General features: G+C 60.2%; 11 protein-coding genes. 3 read left to right on the top strand and 8 right to left on the bottom strand.

Annotated elements, in window-relative coordinates:
• Positions 1 to 40: 40 nt before the first annotated feature.
• From PH603_RS12120 to PH603_RS12090, 7 genes are all read right to left on the bottom strand, one after another.
• Positions 41 to 847: an inositol monophosphatase family protein gene (locus tag PH603_RS12120; protein WP_289502795.1), complete on the bottom strand. Its 807-nt coding sequence runs from the start codon at positions 845 to 847 to the stop codon at positions 41 to 43.
• Between the two features lie 3 nt (positions 848 to 850).
• Positions 851 to 2,197 carry an MFS transporter gene (locus PH603_RS12115; RefSeq protein WP_289502794.1) on the bottom strand — a complete coding sequence of 449 codons (1,347 nt, stop codon included), beginning with the start codon at positions 2,195 to 2,197 and terminating at the stop codon, positions 851 to 853.
• 198 nt (positions 2,198 to 2,395) lie between these two features.
• Positions 2,396 to 3,253 (bottom strand): alpha/beta fold hydrolase, encoded by an 858-nt coding sequence (locus PH603_RS12110; RefSeq protein WP_289502793.1) that lies wholly within the window; start codon positions 3,251 to 3,253, stop codon positions 2,396 to 2,398.
• 9 nt (positions 3,254 to 3,262) lie between these two features.
• Positions 3,263 to 4,093 (bottom strand): alpha/beta fold hydrolase, encoded by an 831-nt coding sequence (locus tag PH603_RS12105; protein WP_434783325.1) that lies wholly within the window; start codon positions 4,091 to 4,093, stop codon positions 3,263 to 3,265.
• Between the two features lie 349 nt (positions 4,094 to 4,442).
• Positions 4,443 to 6,011, bottom strand: coding sequence for a sensor histidine kinase (locus PH603_RS12100; RefSeq protein WP_289502791.1), 1,569 nt, complete (start codon positions 6,009 to 6,011; stop codon positions 4,443 to 4,445).
• Positions 6,012 to 6,056: 45 nt separating this feature from the next.
• Positions 6,057 to 6,416 carry a response regulator transcription factor gene (locus PH603_RS12095; RefSeq protein WP_289502790.1) on the bottom strand — a complete coding sequence of 120 codons (360 nt, stop codon included), beginning with the start codon at positions 6,414 to 6,416 and terminating at the stop codon, positions 6,057 to 6,059.
• Between the two features lie 101 nt (positions 6,417 to 6,517).
• On the bottom strand, positions 6,518 to 7,147 hold the full coding sequence (locus tag PH603_RS12090; protein ID WP_289502789.1) for a response regulator transcription factor: 630 nt from the start codon (positions 7,145 to 7,147) through the stop codon (positions 6,518 to 6,520).
• A 493-nt stretch (positions 7,148 to 7,640) separates the two neighbouring features.
• Here PH603_RS12090 and PH603_RS12085 point away from each other — a divergent pair, with 493 nt between their 5' ends.
• Positions 7,641 to 9,623 (top strand): TonB-dependent receptor plug domain-containing protein, encoded by a 1,983-nt coding sequence (locus tag PH603_RS12085; protein ID WP_289502788.1) that lies wholly within the window; start codon positions 7,641 to 7,643, stop codon positions 9,621 to 9,623.
• A gap of 172 nt (positions 9,624 to 9,795) precedes the next feature.
• Complete coding sequence (locus PH603_RS12080; protein WP_289502787.1) at positions 9,796 to 13,050, top strand: WD40/YVTN/BNR-like repeat-containing protein; 3,255 nt, start codon at positions 9,796 to 9,798, stop codon at positions 13,048 to 13,050.
• A gap of 156 nt (positions 13,051 to 13,206) precedes the next feature.
• Here PH603_RS12080 and PH603_RS12075 read toward each other — a convergent pair whose 3' ends face one another.
• Positions 13,207 to 16,356 (bottom strand): WD40/YVTN/BNR-like repeat-containing protein, encoded by a 3,150-nt coding sequence (locus PH603_RS12075; RefSeq protein ID WP_289502786.1) that lies wholly within the window; start codon positions 16,354 to 16,356, stop codon positions 13,207 to 13,209.
• A 554-nt stretch (positions 16,357 to 16,910) separates the two neighbouring features.
• Between PH603_RS12075 and PH603_RS12070 the strand changes: the two genes are divergently transcribed.
• Complete coding sequence (locus PH603_RS12070) at positions 16,911 to 19,106, top strand: TonB-dependent receptor (protein ID WP_289502785.1); 2,196 nt, start codon at positions 16,911 to 16,913, stop codon at positions 19,104 to 19,106.
• Positions 19,107 to 19,110 lie beyond the last annotated feature (4 nt).

The following is a 19,110-nucleotide window of genomic DNA, read 5'->3' as shown; positions in this document are numbered from 1 at the left end:
CCGAGCCCGCTTTTTTATTGCCTTGGAATTTGAGCTCAGATCAGCCGCGTGAGGCGTAGGCTTCCTTGAGGACTGTGAGCAGTTCGTCATGCACCGCACCGTTGGTGGCAAGGATGGCACCGCCATCGATTGTCCAGTCATCGCCGGACGGATGGCAGAAACGTCCGCCAGCCTCGGCCACAAGGATCGTGCCCGGCGCCATGTCCCATGCTGACGTGCAGCGTTCCCAGTAGGCGTCCCAGCGACCGGCAACGGTGAAGGCAAGGTCAACCGACGCAGCGCCCGTGCGCCGGATACCACCCACCCGGTGGGTCAGCAGCTGCATTTCGCGCATGAACAGGTCATGGTCCGGCTTGCCTTCGAACGGGATACCGCAGGCGAGGGCGGCTTCTGAAAGGTTGCTGCGTTTCGAAACCTGCACACGCTTGCCGTTGCAGAAGGCGCCTTTGCCTTTCTCAGCGACATAAATCTCTTCTAGCGCGGGCAGATAGATGACCCCGGCGATCACGTCACCCCCTCGCGCGAGGGCGGCATTCACCCCGAAAAGCGGCGTGCCATGCAGGAAGTTCGCGGTGCCATCCAGAGGATCGACGATCCAGCAATGGTCGGGGTCGCTGCCTGCGAGCAAGCCGCCTTCTTCGCCGAGGAAGCCAAAGGTTGGTTCGGCTGCCGCAAGCAGGGTGCGCAGGGTCTTTTCGGCGCGCTCGTCCGCAGCCGATACCGGGTCCGCAGGGCCCTTGCGGCGAATTTCAAGCGTATCAAGCTTCTTCTGGTCTTCCATAAGGCCGGCGCCAGCTGCAAGGGCGGCGTCGATCATGGCCTGAAGGTGGCGGGACGGGTTCAGCATGGATCAGTCTCTCAGGCGAGTGCGCCACAGGCTTGCGGCAAGAAGGGTGGAAAGGACGGACGAGCCAATCCAGAACAGGATCACGGCATCGAAATCATAATGGCGAACACCGTCGGCGACAGTCATGCCGCCATTGATGAGGATGCCTGAGACATGCTCTTGCACCGCCGCGCCGATATAGCTGAAAACGCCGATCACGCCCATCGCCGCGCCTGCCACCCGCTTGGGGCAGATGTCCACGGCGAAAAGGCCGCCGAGGGCAGTCACAAGGCCGGTCATGCCAAGGCCGAAAAGCAGCACGGCACACACCATCACCGGCATGCTGTCGGGGCCGTAGAACAGCAGCAGCAGCCCGGCGATCTCCATCAGCGCGAACAGGAGGTTCGCGGGCGGGCGTTTCGCATTGAAAAATTTGTCGGACACGAAGCCATAGGCGATGGCACCTGCGATCCCGGCGAGTGTGCTGATCATCAGGAGCGTGCCGGCCTCGGGAAGCGTCAAGCCACGGTCCTCCTGCAGATACAGGACCCCCCATGAATTGATGGCGTAGCGGGTGACATAGTTGGTGGCGCTGGCAAGCGCCAATATCCACACAGCCGGCAGCCTCAGGATGGCGATCTGGGTGCGGAACACCGAGGCGGCGTCCTGCTTGTGGTTGGTGGTTTCATAGTGGTCGTTCTTCCAGTCGGCGACTGTGGGCAGGCCGAGTGAGGCGGGCCGGTCCTGCAGCAAGCGCCAGGAGACGAGGGCGACGGCGAGGCCGATCAGCCCCGGTCCCCAGAAACCGGCACGCCAGCCGAGCAGGGCAACAAGCGATCCGACGACCAGAAAGGTCAGCCCTTCGCCGATAGAATGCGCGGTGCTCCAGATGCCATACATGCGGCCACGTTCGTGGTTTGAAAACCAGTGCGTCATGGCCACCACGCTGCCGGGCGCACCGAAGCTCTGGAACCAGCCGTTGAGGCCCCAGATTAGGACAGCGGCCCCCACGGTGCCCACAAAGCCCATGGCGATATTGCAAAGCGCAGTCATGAGGAAAAAGAGCGCCAGCACGCGCTTGATATTCACATGATCGGCCAGAAAACCGTTCGTCAGCTTGCCGATGGCATAGGCATAGAAAAGCGCAGATCCGATGAGACCCAGATCATCTGGTGTGAAAATACCGTTGTCGATCAAAGGCTTCTTCACAAGGCCAAGGGCGAGACGACAGGTATAGATGATGCCGTAACCCAGCGTGATCGCCAGCATCACCCGCAGGCGATGCCTTTTATACAGATGGTCGATTTCTGTTTTGTCAGTCAGGGGCGTTGTGGCTGGTGACGGCGAAAACAGATTGAATATGCCAGCCAAGGGTGCCTCCATCATTTCCGGCTGCAGGCAGCCAATCCCATCCCGCAATCAGAATGCAATTTAAATTCTGATCGTCAACAAAAATAAAATAATAATTGCGATACATGTGACCGGATACGTTGCAGTTGTGCGAAGGCCGCCTCGTGGGGCGGCCTGTATTTCACGTGCGTACTTCAATGTTTCGTCGGGCGGGCGATGTCAGGCTATCCGGCTGACAAAACTGGCGATCAGGTCGGCGCAAAACTCCGGTGCCTGATGCTGCGGTCCGTGGCCCATTTCCGGCAGCACGATAAGGTGTAGTTCCGGGCATGTGTCGACAAGATCGAACCAGTTCGCCGGCGGGAAGACGATTTCATGATCGCCCGAGATCACGAGGAACGGAATATCGGTCGCCTTCAGGAAGTCGCGGTAGCCGTCATCATCGAAAAAGATGTCCGGTTTCTGGCTTTCGGTCAGCATCCGCATGAAGGTTTCCTGCGGGATCGGCGGGCTCCGGTCCGCGGTGCGGGCATTGATACGGTCGTGCGATGCCTTCGTGGCCTTGCGGCTTTTTTCGCTTTCGGGTTCGAAGAAAAGCACGGTTTCATCATCAAGGTCATTCACCGGCTTCAGCGCGCGCTCGAAGAAGACGGGCTCGGGGCCGTGCGCCACCTTGCCGGGCGGGGTGGTGCCGATAAGGATCATGTGGCTGATACGCCCGGGGTGACGTTTCGCCGCGACCTGTGCGGCGATCCCGCCGAGCGACCAGCCGCCGATGGCGAACGTGTCGATACCAAGGGCATCGGCGAGATCAATCGCGTCTTCTGCCATCGAGACACGGTCATAGGTGGCGTGGCCGGTCGATTGGCCAAGACCCGTATAATCGAACGTGATGACCCGGAAGCGGGTGGCAAGCGCATCAAGGAACGCCGGGTCCCACACATCCATCACGCCGCGGAAACGGACGCACAGGATAAGCGGCGACCCTGCACCGATCGAACGGTAGGCGAGGGTGCGACCCCGGCTTTCGACAAACTCGGTCGGCACATTGGCAGCGGTATAGGTCTGTTTAAGCATGCTGGCCCCCTACGCTTTGAAGAAGGCGAGAAGGTCGGCGTTGATCACGTCGGCGTGGGTTGTCGCCATGCCGTGGGGCAGACCCTCATAGACCTTGAGTGTGCCGTTCTTCACAAGCTTGGCGGCAAGAAGCGCGGAGTCCGCAATCGGGACGATCTGATCGTCATCGCCATGCATAATGAAGACGGGCACGTCGATCGCCTTCAGGTCTTCCGTGAAGTCGGTTTCGGAGAAGGCCTTGATGCAATCATAGTGCGCCTTGGCACCACCCATCATGCCCTGGCGCCACCAGTTGTAGATCACGCCTTGATCCACCTTCGCGCCCGGCCGGTTATAGCCATAGAAGGGGCCTGTGGGCACATCGAGGAAGAATTGCGCGCGGTTGGCGACAAGGGCTGCGCGGAAGCCATCGAACACTTCGATCGGCAGGCCGCTGGGGTTGTTCGCGGTCTTCACCATGATCGGCGGTACGGCGCCGATGAGGACCGCTTTGGCGACCCGGCCTTTATCGGCGCGGGCCACATAGTGGGCTACCTCACCGCCGCCGGTGGAGTGGCCCACATGGATTGCATTCTTGAGGTCAAGCGCCTTGGCGAGGGCCTTTACGTCAGCGGCGTACGTGTCCATCTCGTTGCCGGTGTCGGTCTGGGTCGAGCGACCGTGACCGCGCCGGTCATGGGCGATCACCCGGTAGCCCTGCGCATAGAAGAACAGCATCTGGGCATCCCAGTCATCGGCACTGAGTGGCCAGCCGTGGTGGAACACAACAGGCTGAGCCGATTTCGGGCCCCAGTCCTTGTAGAAAATCTGGGTGCCATCCTTGGTGGTGACATAGCTCATGGTCTGATCCTTTGAAGGCTGGGCTGCGTAGGCAGCCGGGGAAAGTTGCAGGAGAAGCGGGGAGGCGAGGGCGATACCCGCCACAGTCGTTCCGCCCACAAGGACGTCGCGGCGTGAAATGGTATGGGGGATTTTTGTCATGCCTTTTCCTTTCGGTCTCGGTGCCGGGGCGTTGGCCACGCGGCGGGAGCCGATCACGGCGGAAGAGTTCGCCGGACCTGGGTAGAATTGTAGCGAGAGCGAAAATTGGGCGGAATCACCAGAGCGTATTGGCCGGTTAAACCTTTGTATGGGTGACACTCGACTGGCGAAAAAGGCTCGGGGGATGCTGCCGACAGAAGGGCCTGCCTCAGGCCTGAAGGGCTGGCAAGCGGATCGTGAAAACAGCCCCGCCGATCATCGCACCGTTGCCTGCGCTGATGCTGCCGCCGCATCCCTCGATGATCGACCGGCAGACCTGCAGGCCCATGCCCATGCCGCGCTCCTTCGTGGTGAAGAAACTGTCGAACAGCTTATCGAGATGGTCGGCCGGGATCCCCGGGCCATTGTCTTCGACCCGGATTTCTGCTTCTCCGGTTTCCGACGGGCGAGTGACGATGCGCACAGCGCCGCGCCGGCCGGGCACCTGTCCGATGGCCTGCAATGCATTGACGGCCAGATTGATGATCACCTGCTGCAACTGGGTGCGGTCCGCCTTCACCTGCGGCGTTTCGGGCGTCAGTTTGCAGCTGAGTTCGGTCTGGTGTGCGGTCATTTCATGTTGCAGGAAGCGCGCGGCTTCCTTGATCACATCATTCAGGATGAGCGGCTCAGGGGCTGGCGGTCGTCCGCTCGCCATCGCACGGGTGCGGGCGACGATATCGGCCGCGCGGCGGGCGTCTGCAACAATCCGCCCTGTGAGCGCCCTGACTTCCTCGACATTCGGTTCGGGACGATTGAGCCAGCGCAGGCCCGCCTCGGCACTTGTCGAGATGGCGGCGAGTGGCTGGTTCACCTCGTGCGCAATCGAGGCCGCCAGTTCACCAAGCATGGAAACGCGGGCGGCATGGGCCATGTCGGCCCGCATCCTGTCGCGCGCTGCGAAGGCCTCGTTGCGGGCGGTCAGATCAAGGACGCCGATGAGGAGCGTGCCCTTGCCCATTGTGTCGGGTGGATAGCAGGCGGTGAAATGGGCGTCGAAGATGCGACCGTCGATACTGCGAAGCTTGGTTTCGACCGAATAATTGAGTTTGCCTTCCACCGCCGACAATATGCCGTTCAGATAATCCCATTCGCTTTGCGGCGGCCAGAAGGGATCGACATTGACGAGCAGCTCTTCCTTGTTGCCGTCGCGACCGAAAAGCTTCACGGTTTCGCCGTTCACGTCGACAACACGGGTCGCCCGCATCATCTCGCGCGCGGTTTCGGGATGATCCCGGAAATATTTGCGGAAGTCGGTGTTTCCGGCGCGGTAGATGCGCCGCAATATGTCGTCGACCCCCGAGAAGTCGAGTTCCCAGAAGGAGGCGGCCATGGCCTGAAAGAGGTTATGGTAGCGGTGTTCGCTGAGGCGCAGCTTCATCTCGGTGCGGCGCCGTTCCGTGATGTTGCGGTAGGTTTCGACCACCGCGCTGCCATCCGGGGCCAGCGCCCAGTGCGCGTCGACGAAAATCTCCTCGCCGCCGGCGGTTTCTGCAATCAGGTTTCCCTGCCATTGGCCGGTGTCATCAAGTGCAGCAGAGGCTTCATCCAAGGATGCGTTGTCGCTGTCCGGGCGCAGCTTGATCAGTTCGTGGGCCGCTTTGTGGAGAGTGTCCGCCGCAGGCCAGCCGAACAAGGCTTCAGCGGCCTTGTTCCAGCCAGCCACCTTGCCGTCGCGCGTCCGCTGAAGGACGGCAACATGAAGGAGGTCGAGAATATCGCCCTGGCTTGCCGACACGATAGAGATAGCTCCACACATTTGCCGGTCTCACTTTCGCCCGGATTATCGTGCCAATGCGCGGTCGATGCAATCGAGGAGACGATCGCTGGCGAACGGCTTGCGTAAAAGACACAGCGCCCCGGCAGCCTTGGCCTTGTCTTCAAGGTCGGCGTCGAGCCGGGCCGTTATCATGATGGCAGGCGGCGCCTGCCGTGCGCCAAGTGCCTTCAGCAGATCAAAGCCGCTCATGCCTGACATATGAATGTCGGTGACAATACAGGCATAGTTGGCTGTTTCGGTTGCAAGGAAAGCTTCGGCGGAGGCGAAGCCCGTTGCCTCGAAGCCGCAGGAGCGCAGAAGGCCGACAAGGGCCTCGCGGAGGGAATCGTCATCATCGATGACCGAAATACGGGGATCAGGCACTATATCACATCCTTGACAGGCACCCCCAAAGCGCCGGCGTCAGCAAAATTGCAAGCCTCATTGATGCGGCAAAACTTTGCGGGAGGATATTATACCCAAGTTTAATTGCGGGTGGCTTCAACGCGCAGGTCAAGGGCGTCGGCCATGCGCACGAGCTCGGGCAGGGTCCGGGCTTCCATCTTGCGCATGGCGGCACCCCGGTGGATTTTCACGGTGATTTCACTGAGCTGTAAGTCCCAGGCGATCTGTTTGTTCAGCTTGCCGGTCGCGACAAGCGCCATCACCTGCCGCTCGCGCGGCGAAAGGGTGTTCAGGCGCGCGGTAAGTTCGTTGAGCTTCAGGTCGCTGCTGCGCTGGGCACGGTCGTGGTCAAGCGCGGCCAAGACAGCATCGAGCATATCCTGATCGCGGAAGGGCTTGGTGAGGAAATCAAGCGCACCGGCCTTCATGCCGCGCACTGACATCGGGATATCACCGTGGCCTGTCATTAGCACCACGGGCATATGGACACCCAGTTCTTTCAGATGGTCTTGCGCGTCGAGCCCGCTCATACCGGGAAGGCGTACATCAAGGACGAGACAGGCGGGCATATCCGGCCGGTCAGCGTCCAGAAAATCCTGCACAGCGGCATAAAGGCGTGTTTCCAGCCCGACCGAGGCGAAAAGGCTCGCGAGCGCTTCCCTCAGCGAGCGGTCATCATCGATAATGTGAACGACGGATACGTCTTCCATGGCCACGTCTCCGAACCAGCTTCCGGGCGAATGATACCCCAAGGCGGATATGCTGCGCCAATCGATTCAGCCATGCCATACCATCGTATGAGGTGTGCAGGTTGATCGGCCCCCAAGCCGGGTGATACCGAAAGCGAACCAATGGATATGGGGAGATCATTGTGCCTCATGCAGTCGGATCAGGCATGGGAGGCGGAAAAGAAGGACTGGCGGCAGGAGTGAAACAGGGCTGGTCGTCGGAACAGACGCCCTATAAACTTTCGGCTAACTTCTGCTGATGGTCGTAATTTACTAAGCAGGACTGGGGGTCGGTCCTTTTATTCGGACAGACAAAAAACAATCGCCTCGTCATACCTTCAAACCCGCGAAGAGCGCGGCGTTTGAACATACTGCTTTCGAGGCGGCCGGATAGATTGGGGACAGCGTGCGCATTAAGGTTCGTTCTTGCATCTCAGACCATTCAGCGCGGCGATCAGGAAATCGCGCAATCTGTGTGCTTGCCTCATGCGTGCTGGTGCCGACGCTGGTGATACCGCAGGCATGGGCGGCGGAGACCTCGGGATCACGCTTGGAAGAAATCAGCGTTCTGGCTGTCAGGAGCGAAAATCGCGCCCTTCAACCGGCTGTACAGCTTGATGAAGAGCTTTTCAGGCGGACGGTGCCCACCGATTTCACCGAGGTGTTCCGCGCCGTCATGGGCGTCGGGGTGCGAACAAATTCGCGCGGGGAGGCGGTTCTCCGCCTCAGGGGATCGGAAGAGCGCCAGACCCAGCTGTTCATAGATGGCGCGCCGATCAGCGTGCCGTGGGATGGCCGCGCCGACCTGTCGCTGTTCCCGGCAAGCTTGATCCGGCGGGCGACCGTTATCAAAAGTGCCGCCCCGATCGAATATGGCGCCAATGCGGTGCTTGGCGTTGTGGACATCTCCACCTTCGCAACCGGGGATGACTTCACCCTGAGCGCCCGGAGCGAGGCCGGAACCCACGGCTCCTATCTTGTGGAAGGCGAGACCTATGTGCCGGTCGGTAATGTGGGCCTGCAGTTTGGGGGTAACCATTTCAGCCGCGATGCCATCAGTGTGGCAGGCAGCGAAGCCATTCCGTTCGATCCGCTTTTGGGTGACGGGCGCACGAATACCGATCTGACAAGCACCAGCTTTTTCGGGGCAGTCGCCCTTGAGGAAACGTGGGGAACCTTGCGTCTCTCCGCGATTGATATTGATGCGGACAAGGGCATCGCTGCGGCCGCGCATCTCGATCCGGCGGAATCGAGCCCCCGCTTCTGGCGATACCCGGACTGGCATATGCGGCAGATCAGCCTCGCCGGGGATATCAGGCTTGGCGAAAGCTCAAACCTGCGCGTCAACACATGGCACCAGCGGTTCAGCCAGGCGATCGTTTCCTACCGCGACATCACCTACAGCGTGCCCGAAGACCGCCAAAACGATAAGGACCGTACCTACGGCGGGCGACTTGTGCTGGCCACCGACTGGTCGCATCTGACGACCCGCCTTGTCACCTCCCTGCAGCAGAGCACCCATGCCCAGTTCGAAACCGATCTTTCGAGCAATGTCGACGGCGACACCGAGCGTTTCCGGCAGCGGCTCTTCAGTATTGGTGGGGAAGTCGATGTGCCAATGGGCGAAGCGGTCAAGACCTCGCTCGCGCTGGCCTATGACCGCGCATCCACACCGCTCACGGGCGGGCGGCCAACACAGCCGGCCATATCGAAATGGGCAGCAAGCGGGGCGACGCAGTGGCTGGCTTCAGACGAACTGACTATTACAGCGACGCTTGGGCTGCGGACGCGTTTCCCCACCATGCGGGAACTTTACGGCACGGCGCTTGGCCGCTTCCTTCTGAACCCTGACCTGAAGCCTGAAACCGCCCTTGTCGGGGACCTGAGTTTCGAATGGGCGCCACAGGCGCTGCCGTTTCAGCTGTCCCTTACGCCCTGGTTCACGCGTATCAGTGATACGCTTTCGCAGCGCAGGGTGACGGTGGACGACGCCTCGCTTACCCAGCGCTACAATCTTGAAGGCTCGCGCGGATACGGCATCGAGGCCGGTGCGATATGGCAGGTGTCAGAGGCGCTGACGCTGGAAGCCAACGCCCTGTGGCAGGACCTCGAAGCCGACAGGGACGAGGACGGCAATCGTCCGATCCTGTATCAGCGACCAAGGGGGCAGCTGCTTCTGGCGGCCAATCACACGTTCGCGGGCGGCGCCAACTTGCGTGTCGAGGCGAACCACACCGGCCACGCATATGACGAGGCCGAAGATGGTACGACGGCCCGGCTCGAGGGCTCCACCGAGTTGAATGTGAAATTCTATATTCCGGTGAAAGAGACCAGCTTCGGCGTTTGGCAATTATACGGTGCATTGAACAATATCACCGATGCGCTCGTGTTGCCCCAGCTTGGCTTGCCCGAGGCTGGCAGGGCGTTCAAGGTCGGTATTCGGTTTTCGGGCGACTGAAGGCGAATTGCGGGGCAGACTGTTGAAATGCAGTCAGCCGTAATGATGGTTCAGTGAGTGTAGTTGGTTATTGCGGGGCAGATAGCTTCTGCCTGAATTGAACTTTCGATGTCGTTGGAAACCTGAGGTTACAACGAAGAAGGCAACAGAAATCAAACAAATGGGGGGACCTATGAAACTGGGACTGAATGTTGCAATTGCAATGATGCTCGCGGCCACACCGGCCATGGGCGCACCAGACGATAAAGCGATGTCTGCCAAGACGTTCGAAGGCCTGAAGGTGCGGAACATCGGGCCGGCCTATATGTCTGGCCGTGTGGCCGACATTGCTGTCGATCCGACCAGCCCGAATACCTGGTATGTTGCCATCGGTTCTGGCGGGGTCTGGAAAACCGTCAATGCGGGCACGACCTGGACGCCGATTTTTGACAATGAAGCGGTTTATTCCATCGGTGACGTGACAATCGACCCGAGCAACCCGAACATCATCTGGGTAGGAACGGGCGAAAACAACGGTGGCCGTCACATCGCGTTCGGTGACGGTGTCTACAAGTCGCTGGATGGCGGCAAGACGTGGAAAAACATGGGTCTCGGCAAGTCCGAGCATATCGGCGACATCATCGTTCATCCGACGGATTCGAACACCGTTTGGGTTTCTGCACAGGGGCCCTTGTGGTCGAAGGGTGGCGAGCGCGGCCTTTTCAAGACGACAGACGGCGGCAAGACCTGGCGCAATGTGCTGGAAGGCGATGAATGGACAGGCGTTGGCTCGGTGGCCATCGACCCCGAAAACCCGAACAAGCTTTATGCCGCCACATGGCAGCGCCAGCGCACGGTCGCGGCCCTTGTGAACACCGGGCCGGGTTCGGCACTTCATACGTCGGATGACGGCGGCGAGACCTGGGTGAAAATGACCAATGGCCTGCCCGCCACCAACATGGGCAAATCGAGCCTCGTTGTATCGCCAATGAACCCGAATGTGGTCTATGCTGCAATCGAGCTGGATGAGCGTAAAGGCGGTATCTGGCGCTCCGCCAACAAGGGCGGCAGCTGGGAAAAGATGTCCGATATGGTTGGCGGCGGCACTGGCCCGCACTATTATCAGGAACTCTTCGCTGATCCCCATACGTTCGACATGCTTTACATGTCGAATAACGCCAGTGCGGTCTCGAAGGATGGCGGCAAGACATGGGAAACCATGAATCTGAAAAACCGCCACGTGGACGATCATGCTTTCGCCTTCCATCCCGCTGACCCGGATTTCATCCTCGTGGGGTCTGACGGCGGGCTTTATGAAAGCCGGGACGACATGAAAACCTGGCGTTTCATGCAAAGCATCCCGGTCACCCAGTTCTACAAGATCGCAGCGGACGACGATTATCCCTTCTACAATGTCTATGGCGGCACGCAGGATAACTCGACCCAGGGCGGCCCCAGCCGCACCATGCGCGCCGAGGGGATCAAGAACGCTGACTGGTATCTGATCCTTGGTGCTGACGGGCACCAGCCGGCTACCGAGCCTGGCAACCCGAACATTGTTTATGCACAGTGGCAGAAGGGCAGCCTTGCGCGTCATGATCGCAAGCTGCGCGAAAGCACCTTCATCCAGCCCCAGCCCAAGCCGGGTGAGCCCGCCGAACGGTTCAACTGGGATGCGCCGATCAATGTGTCGACCCATGATCCGAAGCGGCTCTATCACGCCTCCCAGCGCCTGTGGCGGTCGGATGACCGCGGGGATAGCTGGACGCCGATTTCCGGTGACCTGACCCGTAACGGCAACCGGCTGCACAAACCGGTCATGGACCGCACCTGGGGCCCTGAGGCCGGTTGGGACCTCTATGCCATGTCCGACTATCACACCATCGCCAACGTGGCCGAAAGCCCGGTGGACGAGAATATCCTTTATGTCGGCACGGATGACGGCCTTATTCAGGTAACGACCGATGGCGGCCAGAACTGGACCCGCTACGAGATCGGCAAGATCAAGGGTGTGCCGGCGAATGCCTATGTGAACGATATCCGCGCCGACAATTTCGACGCCAATACCGTTTATGCGGCGCTCGATAACCATAAGGAAGGTGACTACAAGCCTTACCTGATCAAGAGCACCAACCTCGGCAAGAGCTGGCAACTGATCACCGGCGGCCTGCCGGAGAAGAACCTCGTCTGGCGGATCACGCAGGACCATGTGAACAAGGATCTCCTGTTCCTTGGCACAGAGTTCGGCCTCTATTTCACGGTTGATGGTGGCAACGAGTGGATTGAACTGACGGGCGGCGTGCCGACCATCTCCTTCCGCGATGTGCGCATCCAGCGCCGTGAAAGCGACCTTGTTGCAGGCAGTTTCGGGCGCGGCATCTTTGTGCTTGATGACTATAGCCCGCTGCGCAGCATCAATGCGGCTGCCCTTGAGAAAGAGGCACTGCTGTTTGCCGACCCCGAAACCCTGCTTTATGTCGAGGACGAACTGCATAGCGATAGCCAGGGCGATGACCAGTGGGTGGCAGAGAACCCGCCTTATGGCGCGTCGCTGACCTATTATCTGAAGGACAGCTTCAAATCAGCCAAGGACAAGCGTGTCGAGGCTGACAAGAAGGCAGTTGAAGGCGGGAACGGTGTTCTGTTCCCGGCGTGGGATGTTCTTGAAGCGGAGCGCCGCGAAGAAGGCCCTGCCGTGTTCGTGACCATCAAGGACGCTGCGGGTACCATCGTCCGGCACGTACCCGCCGCCAACAAGAAGGGCGTCCAGCGGGTAACGTGGGATCTTCACCATGCCTTGAAGGAGGCCATCACCAACGAACCGCGTCCCTCGTGGCTCGGCGAGGCGAAGGGTGTGAGGGCTTTGGCAGGGCAATATACCGCCACGCTCAATCTGCGTGAAAACGGCACGATCCGTGAGCTGGCGGGCCCGGTCGAGTTCAAGGTGACGGAATATATCGATCCGTCGCTTGAAACCGCGACGCTGCAAGATGTGCAGGCCTTCCAGGAGCGGGTGGTGAAGGCGGAGGCGGCGGTTACCGCAGCCAGCATCACCATCGCCGACCTGCAGAAGCGGCTCGAAGGCTACCGCAATGCTCTTGACCAGACGTCTAACAGGGGCGCGCTGGAGAGCCGGTTCGCAGCCATCCGTGCCGAACTGTTCAGCCTTGAGGAGGCCATCAACGGCCAGCAGTCGCGTGAACAGATGGGGGCAACACCCGCTACCATCAGCAGCCGTGTCGGTTTCGCCAAGTTCAGCAGCTCGACAAGCTATGGGCCGACCGCCCAGAGCCGTGAACAGCTGGGCTATGCGCTGGAGGCATTCGGCAGCGTCAAGGCGCGTCTTGATACGCTGATGACCGGTACGATTCCTGCGTTTGAAAAGGCACTTGAAGACGCAGGCGCGCCGTGGGTGCGTGGCTCGGCAAGCCTGCCTGATCTGGACTGACGCCAGCTCAAGGGCATTCTGGCCTAAAACAAATCCCTGGACCATCGGTTGCGGCCGGTGGTCCAGGGATTATTTTTTACAGAAGCCGGCGATCAGTTCAGCTGGTGTGGAGCTTCCGGCTGCAGACAGACGCCTGCAGCACGCCGGATCTTCATGTCACTGCCCGGGCAGGGTGATATGCTCCAGCCCCAACTGCCTGGCGCGTTCGTTGATGGGCGCAACTTGCCCCTTCACGATGGCGTCGAGTTCAGCCAGTCGTTTCACCCATTCGGCCTCTAGGTCGCCAAGCCGTGCGATCTGGCCGCCGGTCACGGGTGCACCGGTATAGTCGATGACATCCAGCAGGTAGCGGACCTGTCCGGCGAGCATGGTCTCCCACGCATCTTCATCTTCATAGGTCTGATGCAGATGCTGGTTGATCAGGCGGTCCCAGCCTGTCAGGGCTTCGATCGCCGCGGTACCGGCCGCTTGCAGCTCTGTGTCGCCCGGATGATCGGCCATCAGCGCCTCAATGTCTGACCGCGCTTCCCGCGCCTGCCCAAGAGTGCGCAGGACATCATCCAGTAGGGCTGCCGTCTCGTCGAGCTTTGCTGACCATGCCTGAACTTCCTCAGGTGATGCCGAAACACGGAAATCGAGCGCAAGCGAGAAGGCCGCCTCGGCGCTTGCATCCCCGACCGAAACGCGGGCCCGATATTCACCCGGCGGCACTTTCGGGCCGCCAAATCCGGCGAATATATCGACATCTTCGATACAGGTGACACCGTCGCGGCGCTGATCCCAGATCCACTTGTTCAGGCCACGTTTCTTGGAAGGATATTCCAGCTCAAACGGGCTGCGGGGGTCTTCATTGGCCTTCAGGCATTTGTCGCGCAGGGATTCCTCGCTGCTGATGGTGCGGATGACACGCCCTTCGCGGTCGATGATCTCGATCGTCAACGGGCCAGCGGCATCTTCGCCCAGCCGGTAGTAAAGCGGCACCCCGCGCGGCGGGTTGCTGCCTTCAGAGTCGCCCGCGGCGCCACCGTCGCCAATCCGCATTTCAACGACGCCGGGGCGATAGACCGCGACATCGCCAGCCGATACACCTTCGGCGTCCTGTCGTACGACAAACAGATCGTCCAGTGCCCAGAAGGCGCGGCCCTGGGTCGCGAGGACGAGAGTGTCATGACGAATGGTGATATCCGTGATCGGAACCGGCGGCAGGTTGAGCTGCAGCGGCTTCCAGTCTGCACCGTCGTTATAGCTGACAAACATGCCGCCCTCGGTGCCTGCATAGAGAAGGCCCCGGCGGGTAGGGTCTTCACGGACCACGCGAACGAACTGGTCTTTCGGCAGCCCGGCATCGATCCGGGTCCAGCGCTTGCCATAATCGGTCGTACGGTAAATGTAGGGCGCAAAGTCATTCAGCTTGTGCCCCTGTACTGCGAGATAGGCTTTGGCCGGGTCGTGCGGGCTGATCTCGATCGCGTTGATATAGGCTTCTTCGGAATATTTGCCGCGGTGTTTGGGCGAAACATTCTGCCACGAGGCACCGTCATCGCGGGTGAGATGCACGAGGCCGTCATCGCTGCCAACCCAGATCACGCCTTTTTCGTGCTGGGAGGGCGCGATGTAGAAGATGGTGTTATAGAATTCAGCGCCGACATTTTCCGGGGTCAGGGGGCCGCCGTTCCGGCCCTGTTTCTCGGGGTCGTTGCGGGTGAGGTCGGGGCTGAGTTGGCTCCAGGTCCGGCCGCGATCATCGCTTTTCAGGACAAACTGCGTCCCATAATAGATAACCGAAGGATCATGCGGGTCGACTTCGACCGGGGCGTTCCAGTTGGCACGGTATTTAAGGTCTTTCGGGTCCTTGCCGTACATCATCTCCGGATACGGAATGATCATGCGGGTAAGTTGCGTTTCGCGGTCATGCTCCGTCAGGGTGCCATTGATCGTGGTCGCATAGATAAGCTGCGGGTTGGCCGGATCGAAAGCCACATGCGCGCTCTCGCCGCCCCCGACATCGAAATAATCCTCTACGCCGATGCCGCCATAGAGGCTCTCGCTGGCGATCGCCACCGTCGTATTGTCCTGCTGGCCGGCATAGATGCGGAAAGGCTTCTTGTCGTCGGTCTCGGCACGGTAAAACTGCGCGGTCGGCTGGTTCATGATCGACGACCAGGTCTTGCCGCCATCAAACGTGATCGTCGCGCCGCCATCATTGCCGTTGATGAAGTTTTTCGGGTTGTCGGGGTTGATCCACTGATCGTGATGGTCGCTGTGCGGCGTCGACAGTTGCTCCCAGCTCTTGCCGCCATCGATCGACTTCATCAGCGGTACGTTCAGCACATAAACGGTATTCTCGTCGACCGGATCGGCCGCGATATGAATATAGTACCAGGCGCGGGAATGCAGGACGCGGTGACCATCGATCAGGGCCCATGCCTTGCCGCCATCGTCGCTGCGCCACAGCCCGCCCTTGCCGTGTTCTGCCTCGATGATCGCATAGACGCGCTCAGGGTTGCTGGCTGACACATCAACGCCGATCTTGCCGATCATCTCGGGAAGCCCGCCGCCAAGCTTCGTCCAGCTGTCGCCGCCATCGATGCTTTTGAAGATGCCGCCCTCTGTGCCGCCCGACATGATGAACCACGGCTTGCGGCCATGATGCCACATGGCAGCATACAGGATGCGCGGGTTGGTCGGGTCCATGCGCAGGTCAGAGGTGCCTGTCTCTGGCCCCACTTTCAGCACATGGTCCCATGTCTTGCCGCCGTCAGTCGTGCGGAATACGCCGCGCTCTTCGCTGCCGCCCCAAATCTGGCCCTGCACGCCGACATAGGCAATATCTGGATTGGTGGGGTGAATTTCGATCCGGGCGATCTGGCCGGCCTTCGGCAGGCCGATATGCGCCCAGGTGGCGCCGCCGTCGATCGATTTCCAGACACCGTCGCCGTGCGAGGTCGTAACCCCGCGGATCGGCGCCTCGCCGGTACCGACATAAATGACATTGTTATCGGACTTTGACACCGCCACCGCACCGATTGTGCCAACCTTGAAATGCCCGTCGGAAAGGTTTTCCCACGTCTGGCCGGCATTTTGGGTCCGCCACACACCGCCGCCTGCTGCGCCCATATAGTATAGGTTCGGCTTGCCGGGCACGCCCGTGACGGCGGTCACTCGGCCACCGCGCCATGGCCCGATGAGGCGATATTCAAGGCTTTCGGCTACCTCGGTATCGGCAGCCGCAACAGGTGCTGAATATGAAGAAACGAAGACAGAGAGCAGGAGCGTCAGGCAGGCTGGCAGGAGTCGCGATTGCACAATTACCTCCGAAAACCGAAATGATGGCGACCTGCTGCGGCCTTGGACTGGCCGCCGGGTCGCGGTTGGTTGAATGGGGCAGATGGCATAGATCGGATGTCATCTTGTCCCGGGTGCGGGCTTAACTGTAATAATGTAACATTGCAGACGCCATCTGATTGATGTCAATCAGGAAACTGTGGGTCGTAAGGCGAACGCCAGAAGATGGAACCCGCGCCCTGCAGACAGCGGCCCTGATGAGGGCAGGGTACACCCTCCGTCATTCATTGTCGAAACCGTTCGTCTTGCCATTAGCACCGCGACGGCGAAGGGGCTTTAGCCCGTTTCAAGCAACCGATGCACATTGTGCGGTATTCGACTTGGCTTCCGTTCTTTGTTCGGCGGCTACCCGGAATATTCGCCATTTTCGCAGCCCTCAGCATGCTAATTTTTTATACAGCGAACAGAAATGCAGCAGACAGAACATTGTTCGCAGGGGTGGCCCGTTCGGCTTGATCCGAAACGGTGAATACCACAGGGAAGTGAACGCTGATCACATAGCATAGGGGTGCAGCATGCGTAATTTCATCCAACTCTATTCGACCACCGCCGTCATCGCCGTTGCGCTGGCATCCGCACCCGCCCTCGGGGCAGACGCCGGTGACGATGATGTGCTTTTCGACGAAATCATCGTGACCGCCAACAAGCGCGAGCAGTCGCTGCGCGATGTGCCGGGCTCGATTTCCGCTGTCGGCCAGTCGGATCTCAAGGCCCTGAGCGCCCAGAGCCTGTCGGACTATATCACGCGCGTACCGGGCGTGGTGTTCAACGACTATCAGCCGGGCGTATCCGAGGTAGTGATCCGCGGCATCGCCTCGACGACCTATCACGAGGCCAATCAGGCGACGACCGGCTATTATCTCAATCAGATTCCGCTCATCGAGCCCGGCTTCCCGCTGGTGATCCCCGATGTGGATGCGTTCGACCTGAAACAGGTTGAAGTGCTGCGCGGGCCGCAAGGTACGCTCTTCGGTTCGTCGTCGCTCGGCGGTGCCATCAACTATGTGGTCAATGAAGCGGACGCCAGCGGCTATGCCGCCGCGTTCGAGGGCACTGTCTCGTCCACCCGCCGTGCAGGCGAGGCGAGCTATGCGATCAAGGCGATGGCCAATATCCCGATTGTGTCGGATCAGCTGGCCCTGCGTGTGACCGCGCTGCAGCGTGACGATGCGGGCTATCTCGACAACCTTGGCACCGGCGAGGACGGCAGCAACGACCTGACCGTGCGCGGCGTGCGCGGCAGCCTTGTCTGGACGCCGAGCGCGGAAACCACGGTTTCGGTCCTCAGCATGTATCAGGAATATGGCCTGGACGATCAGACCTATGCCCTCTTTGACATGGATCGCTACGAGCGCAGCACCAATGTCGACGAATATCAGGATACGCAATTCTTCCTGAACAGCCTGACGATCGAGCAGGATTTCGATTTTGCCACGCTGACGCTGGTGGGCAGCCACACTGAAAAGGAAAACGACCTCGCGTTTGACGATTCCGTCTTCCTCGGGATGGACCCGCGCACCGATACGGCCCAGCTTTCCGGTTCCGCCGGCAAATCGAAGACCGACTATCTGGAAGCACGGCTGACCTCGAACAGCGAAAGCGCGCTTTCGTGGATCATTGGCGCCAACTACACCAAGCTGAAATCCAACAGCACGGACGGCGTCCGCATTCCCGGCATCGCGGCTTATATCGACAATAACCCGGGCGAATTTGGCGATCAGCCGAGTTCGGTGATCGCGCCCGACGATTTCACCCAGCGCACGGTGTCCTCGAACGAGGTGAAAGAACTCGCGCTGTTTGGTGAGGCATCCTACGATTTCACCGAGGCGCTGACGCTGACGCTTGGCGGCCGCGTGTTCGAATATAAATCAACCCCGCGCCTGCAGTTCCTGCCGAACGCCGCCCTTATCGATCCGTTCGACTATCAGCCGGGCGCTGACAAGAAGTCGGACTTCATCCCGAAAGTCTCGCTGACCTACAAGCCGACCGACAATTTCATGGCCTATGCGCTCTATTCCGAAGGCTTCCGGATTGGCGGTGTGAACGTTTATGCGATTGCCGCCGGCACCCCACTGACGTTCGAAAGCGACACGACCAAAAACTATGAGATCGGCACCCGGTTCGATCTGCTGGACAAGGTCCTGTCGTTCGATATCTCGGCCTATCATATCAAGTGGGACAATATTCAGGCCCGTCTCTTCACGCCGGTCACCTTCAACGCCTACACCACGAACGGTGGAGGCGCCAAAGTGGATGGTGTGGAACTGACGGCAGTGCTGCGCCCCACCGACAATGTCTCCTTCTCGACCAACCTGACCTACACCGACGCGCGCCTGTCGGACCTGCTGCCGGACAGCTTTGCCGTCGGTGGCGGCTATGCCGAAGGCTCACGCCTGCCGGGTTCGTCCGAATGGATGATGTCCAACCAGCTTGATTTCAGCTTCGAGGACGTGGCGCTGAAGCCGCGCTTCGGGATTGCCCACCGCTATCTCTCCGACGCGCCCGTTGCCTTCGGTGCGGTGCTGGAGAAGGGCGGCTATCATCTGGTTGACCTGAACGCCTCGTTCGAGGTGAAGGAAGGGCTCGAGGTCGTCCTGTTCGCCAAGAATATCTTTGACGAATATGGCATCCTGAACGCGCCCTTCAGCTTCGCCGGTGCCGTGACGCGCCCGCGCACAATCGGCGCAACGCTGCGGTTCGCCCTGAACTGAGGCA

The sequence above is a fragment of the Gimibacter soli genome (assembly GCF_028463845.1).
GTDB lineage: Bacteria > Pseudomonadota > Alphaproteobacteria > Sphingomonadales > Kordiimonadaceae > Gimibacter > Gimibacter soli.
The sequence above is the reverse complement of the archived record's forward strand: the minus strand, read 5'-3'. Positions and strand labels throughout refer to the sequence as shown.

What these genes read in the sequence shown, in the direction of transcription:
- PH603_RS12120 (WP_289502795.1), bottom strand. Translation starts at nt 847, where the DNA reads ATGCTGAACCCGTCCCGCCACCTTCAGGCCATGATCGACGCCGCCCTT.
- PH603_RS12110 (WP_289502793.1), bottom strand. Translation starts at nt 3,253, where the DNA reads ATGCTTAAACAGACCTATACCGCTGCCAATGTGCCGACCGAGTTTGTC.
- PH603_RS12105 (WP_434783325.1), bottom strand. Translation starts at nt 4,093, where the DNA reads ATGAGCTATGTCACCACCAAGGATGGCACCCAGATTTTCTACAAGGAC.
- PH603_RS12090 (WP_289502789.1), bottom strand. Translation starts at nt 7,147, where the DNA reads ATGGAAGACGTATCCGTCGTTCACATTATCGATGATGACCGCTCGCTG.
- PH603_RS12080 (WP_289502787.1), top strand. Translation starts at nt 9,796, where the DNA reads ATGAAACTGGGACTGAATGTTGCAATTGCAATGATGCTCGCGGCCACA.
- PH603_RS12070 (WP_289502785.1), top strand. Translation starts at nt 16,911, where the DNA reads ATGCGTAATTTCATCCAACTCTATTCGACCACCGCCGTCATCGCCGTT.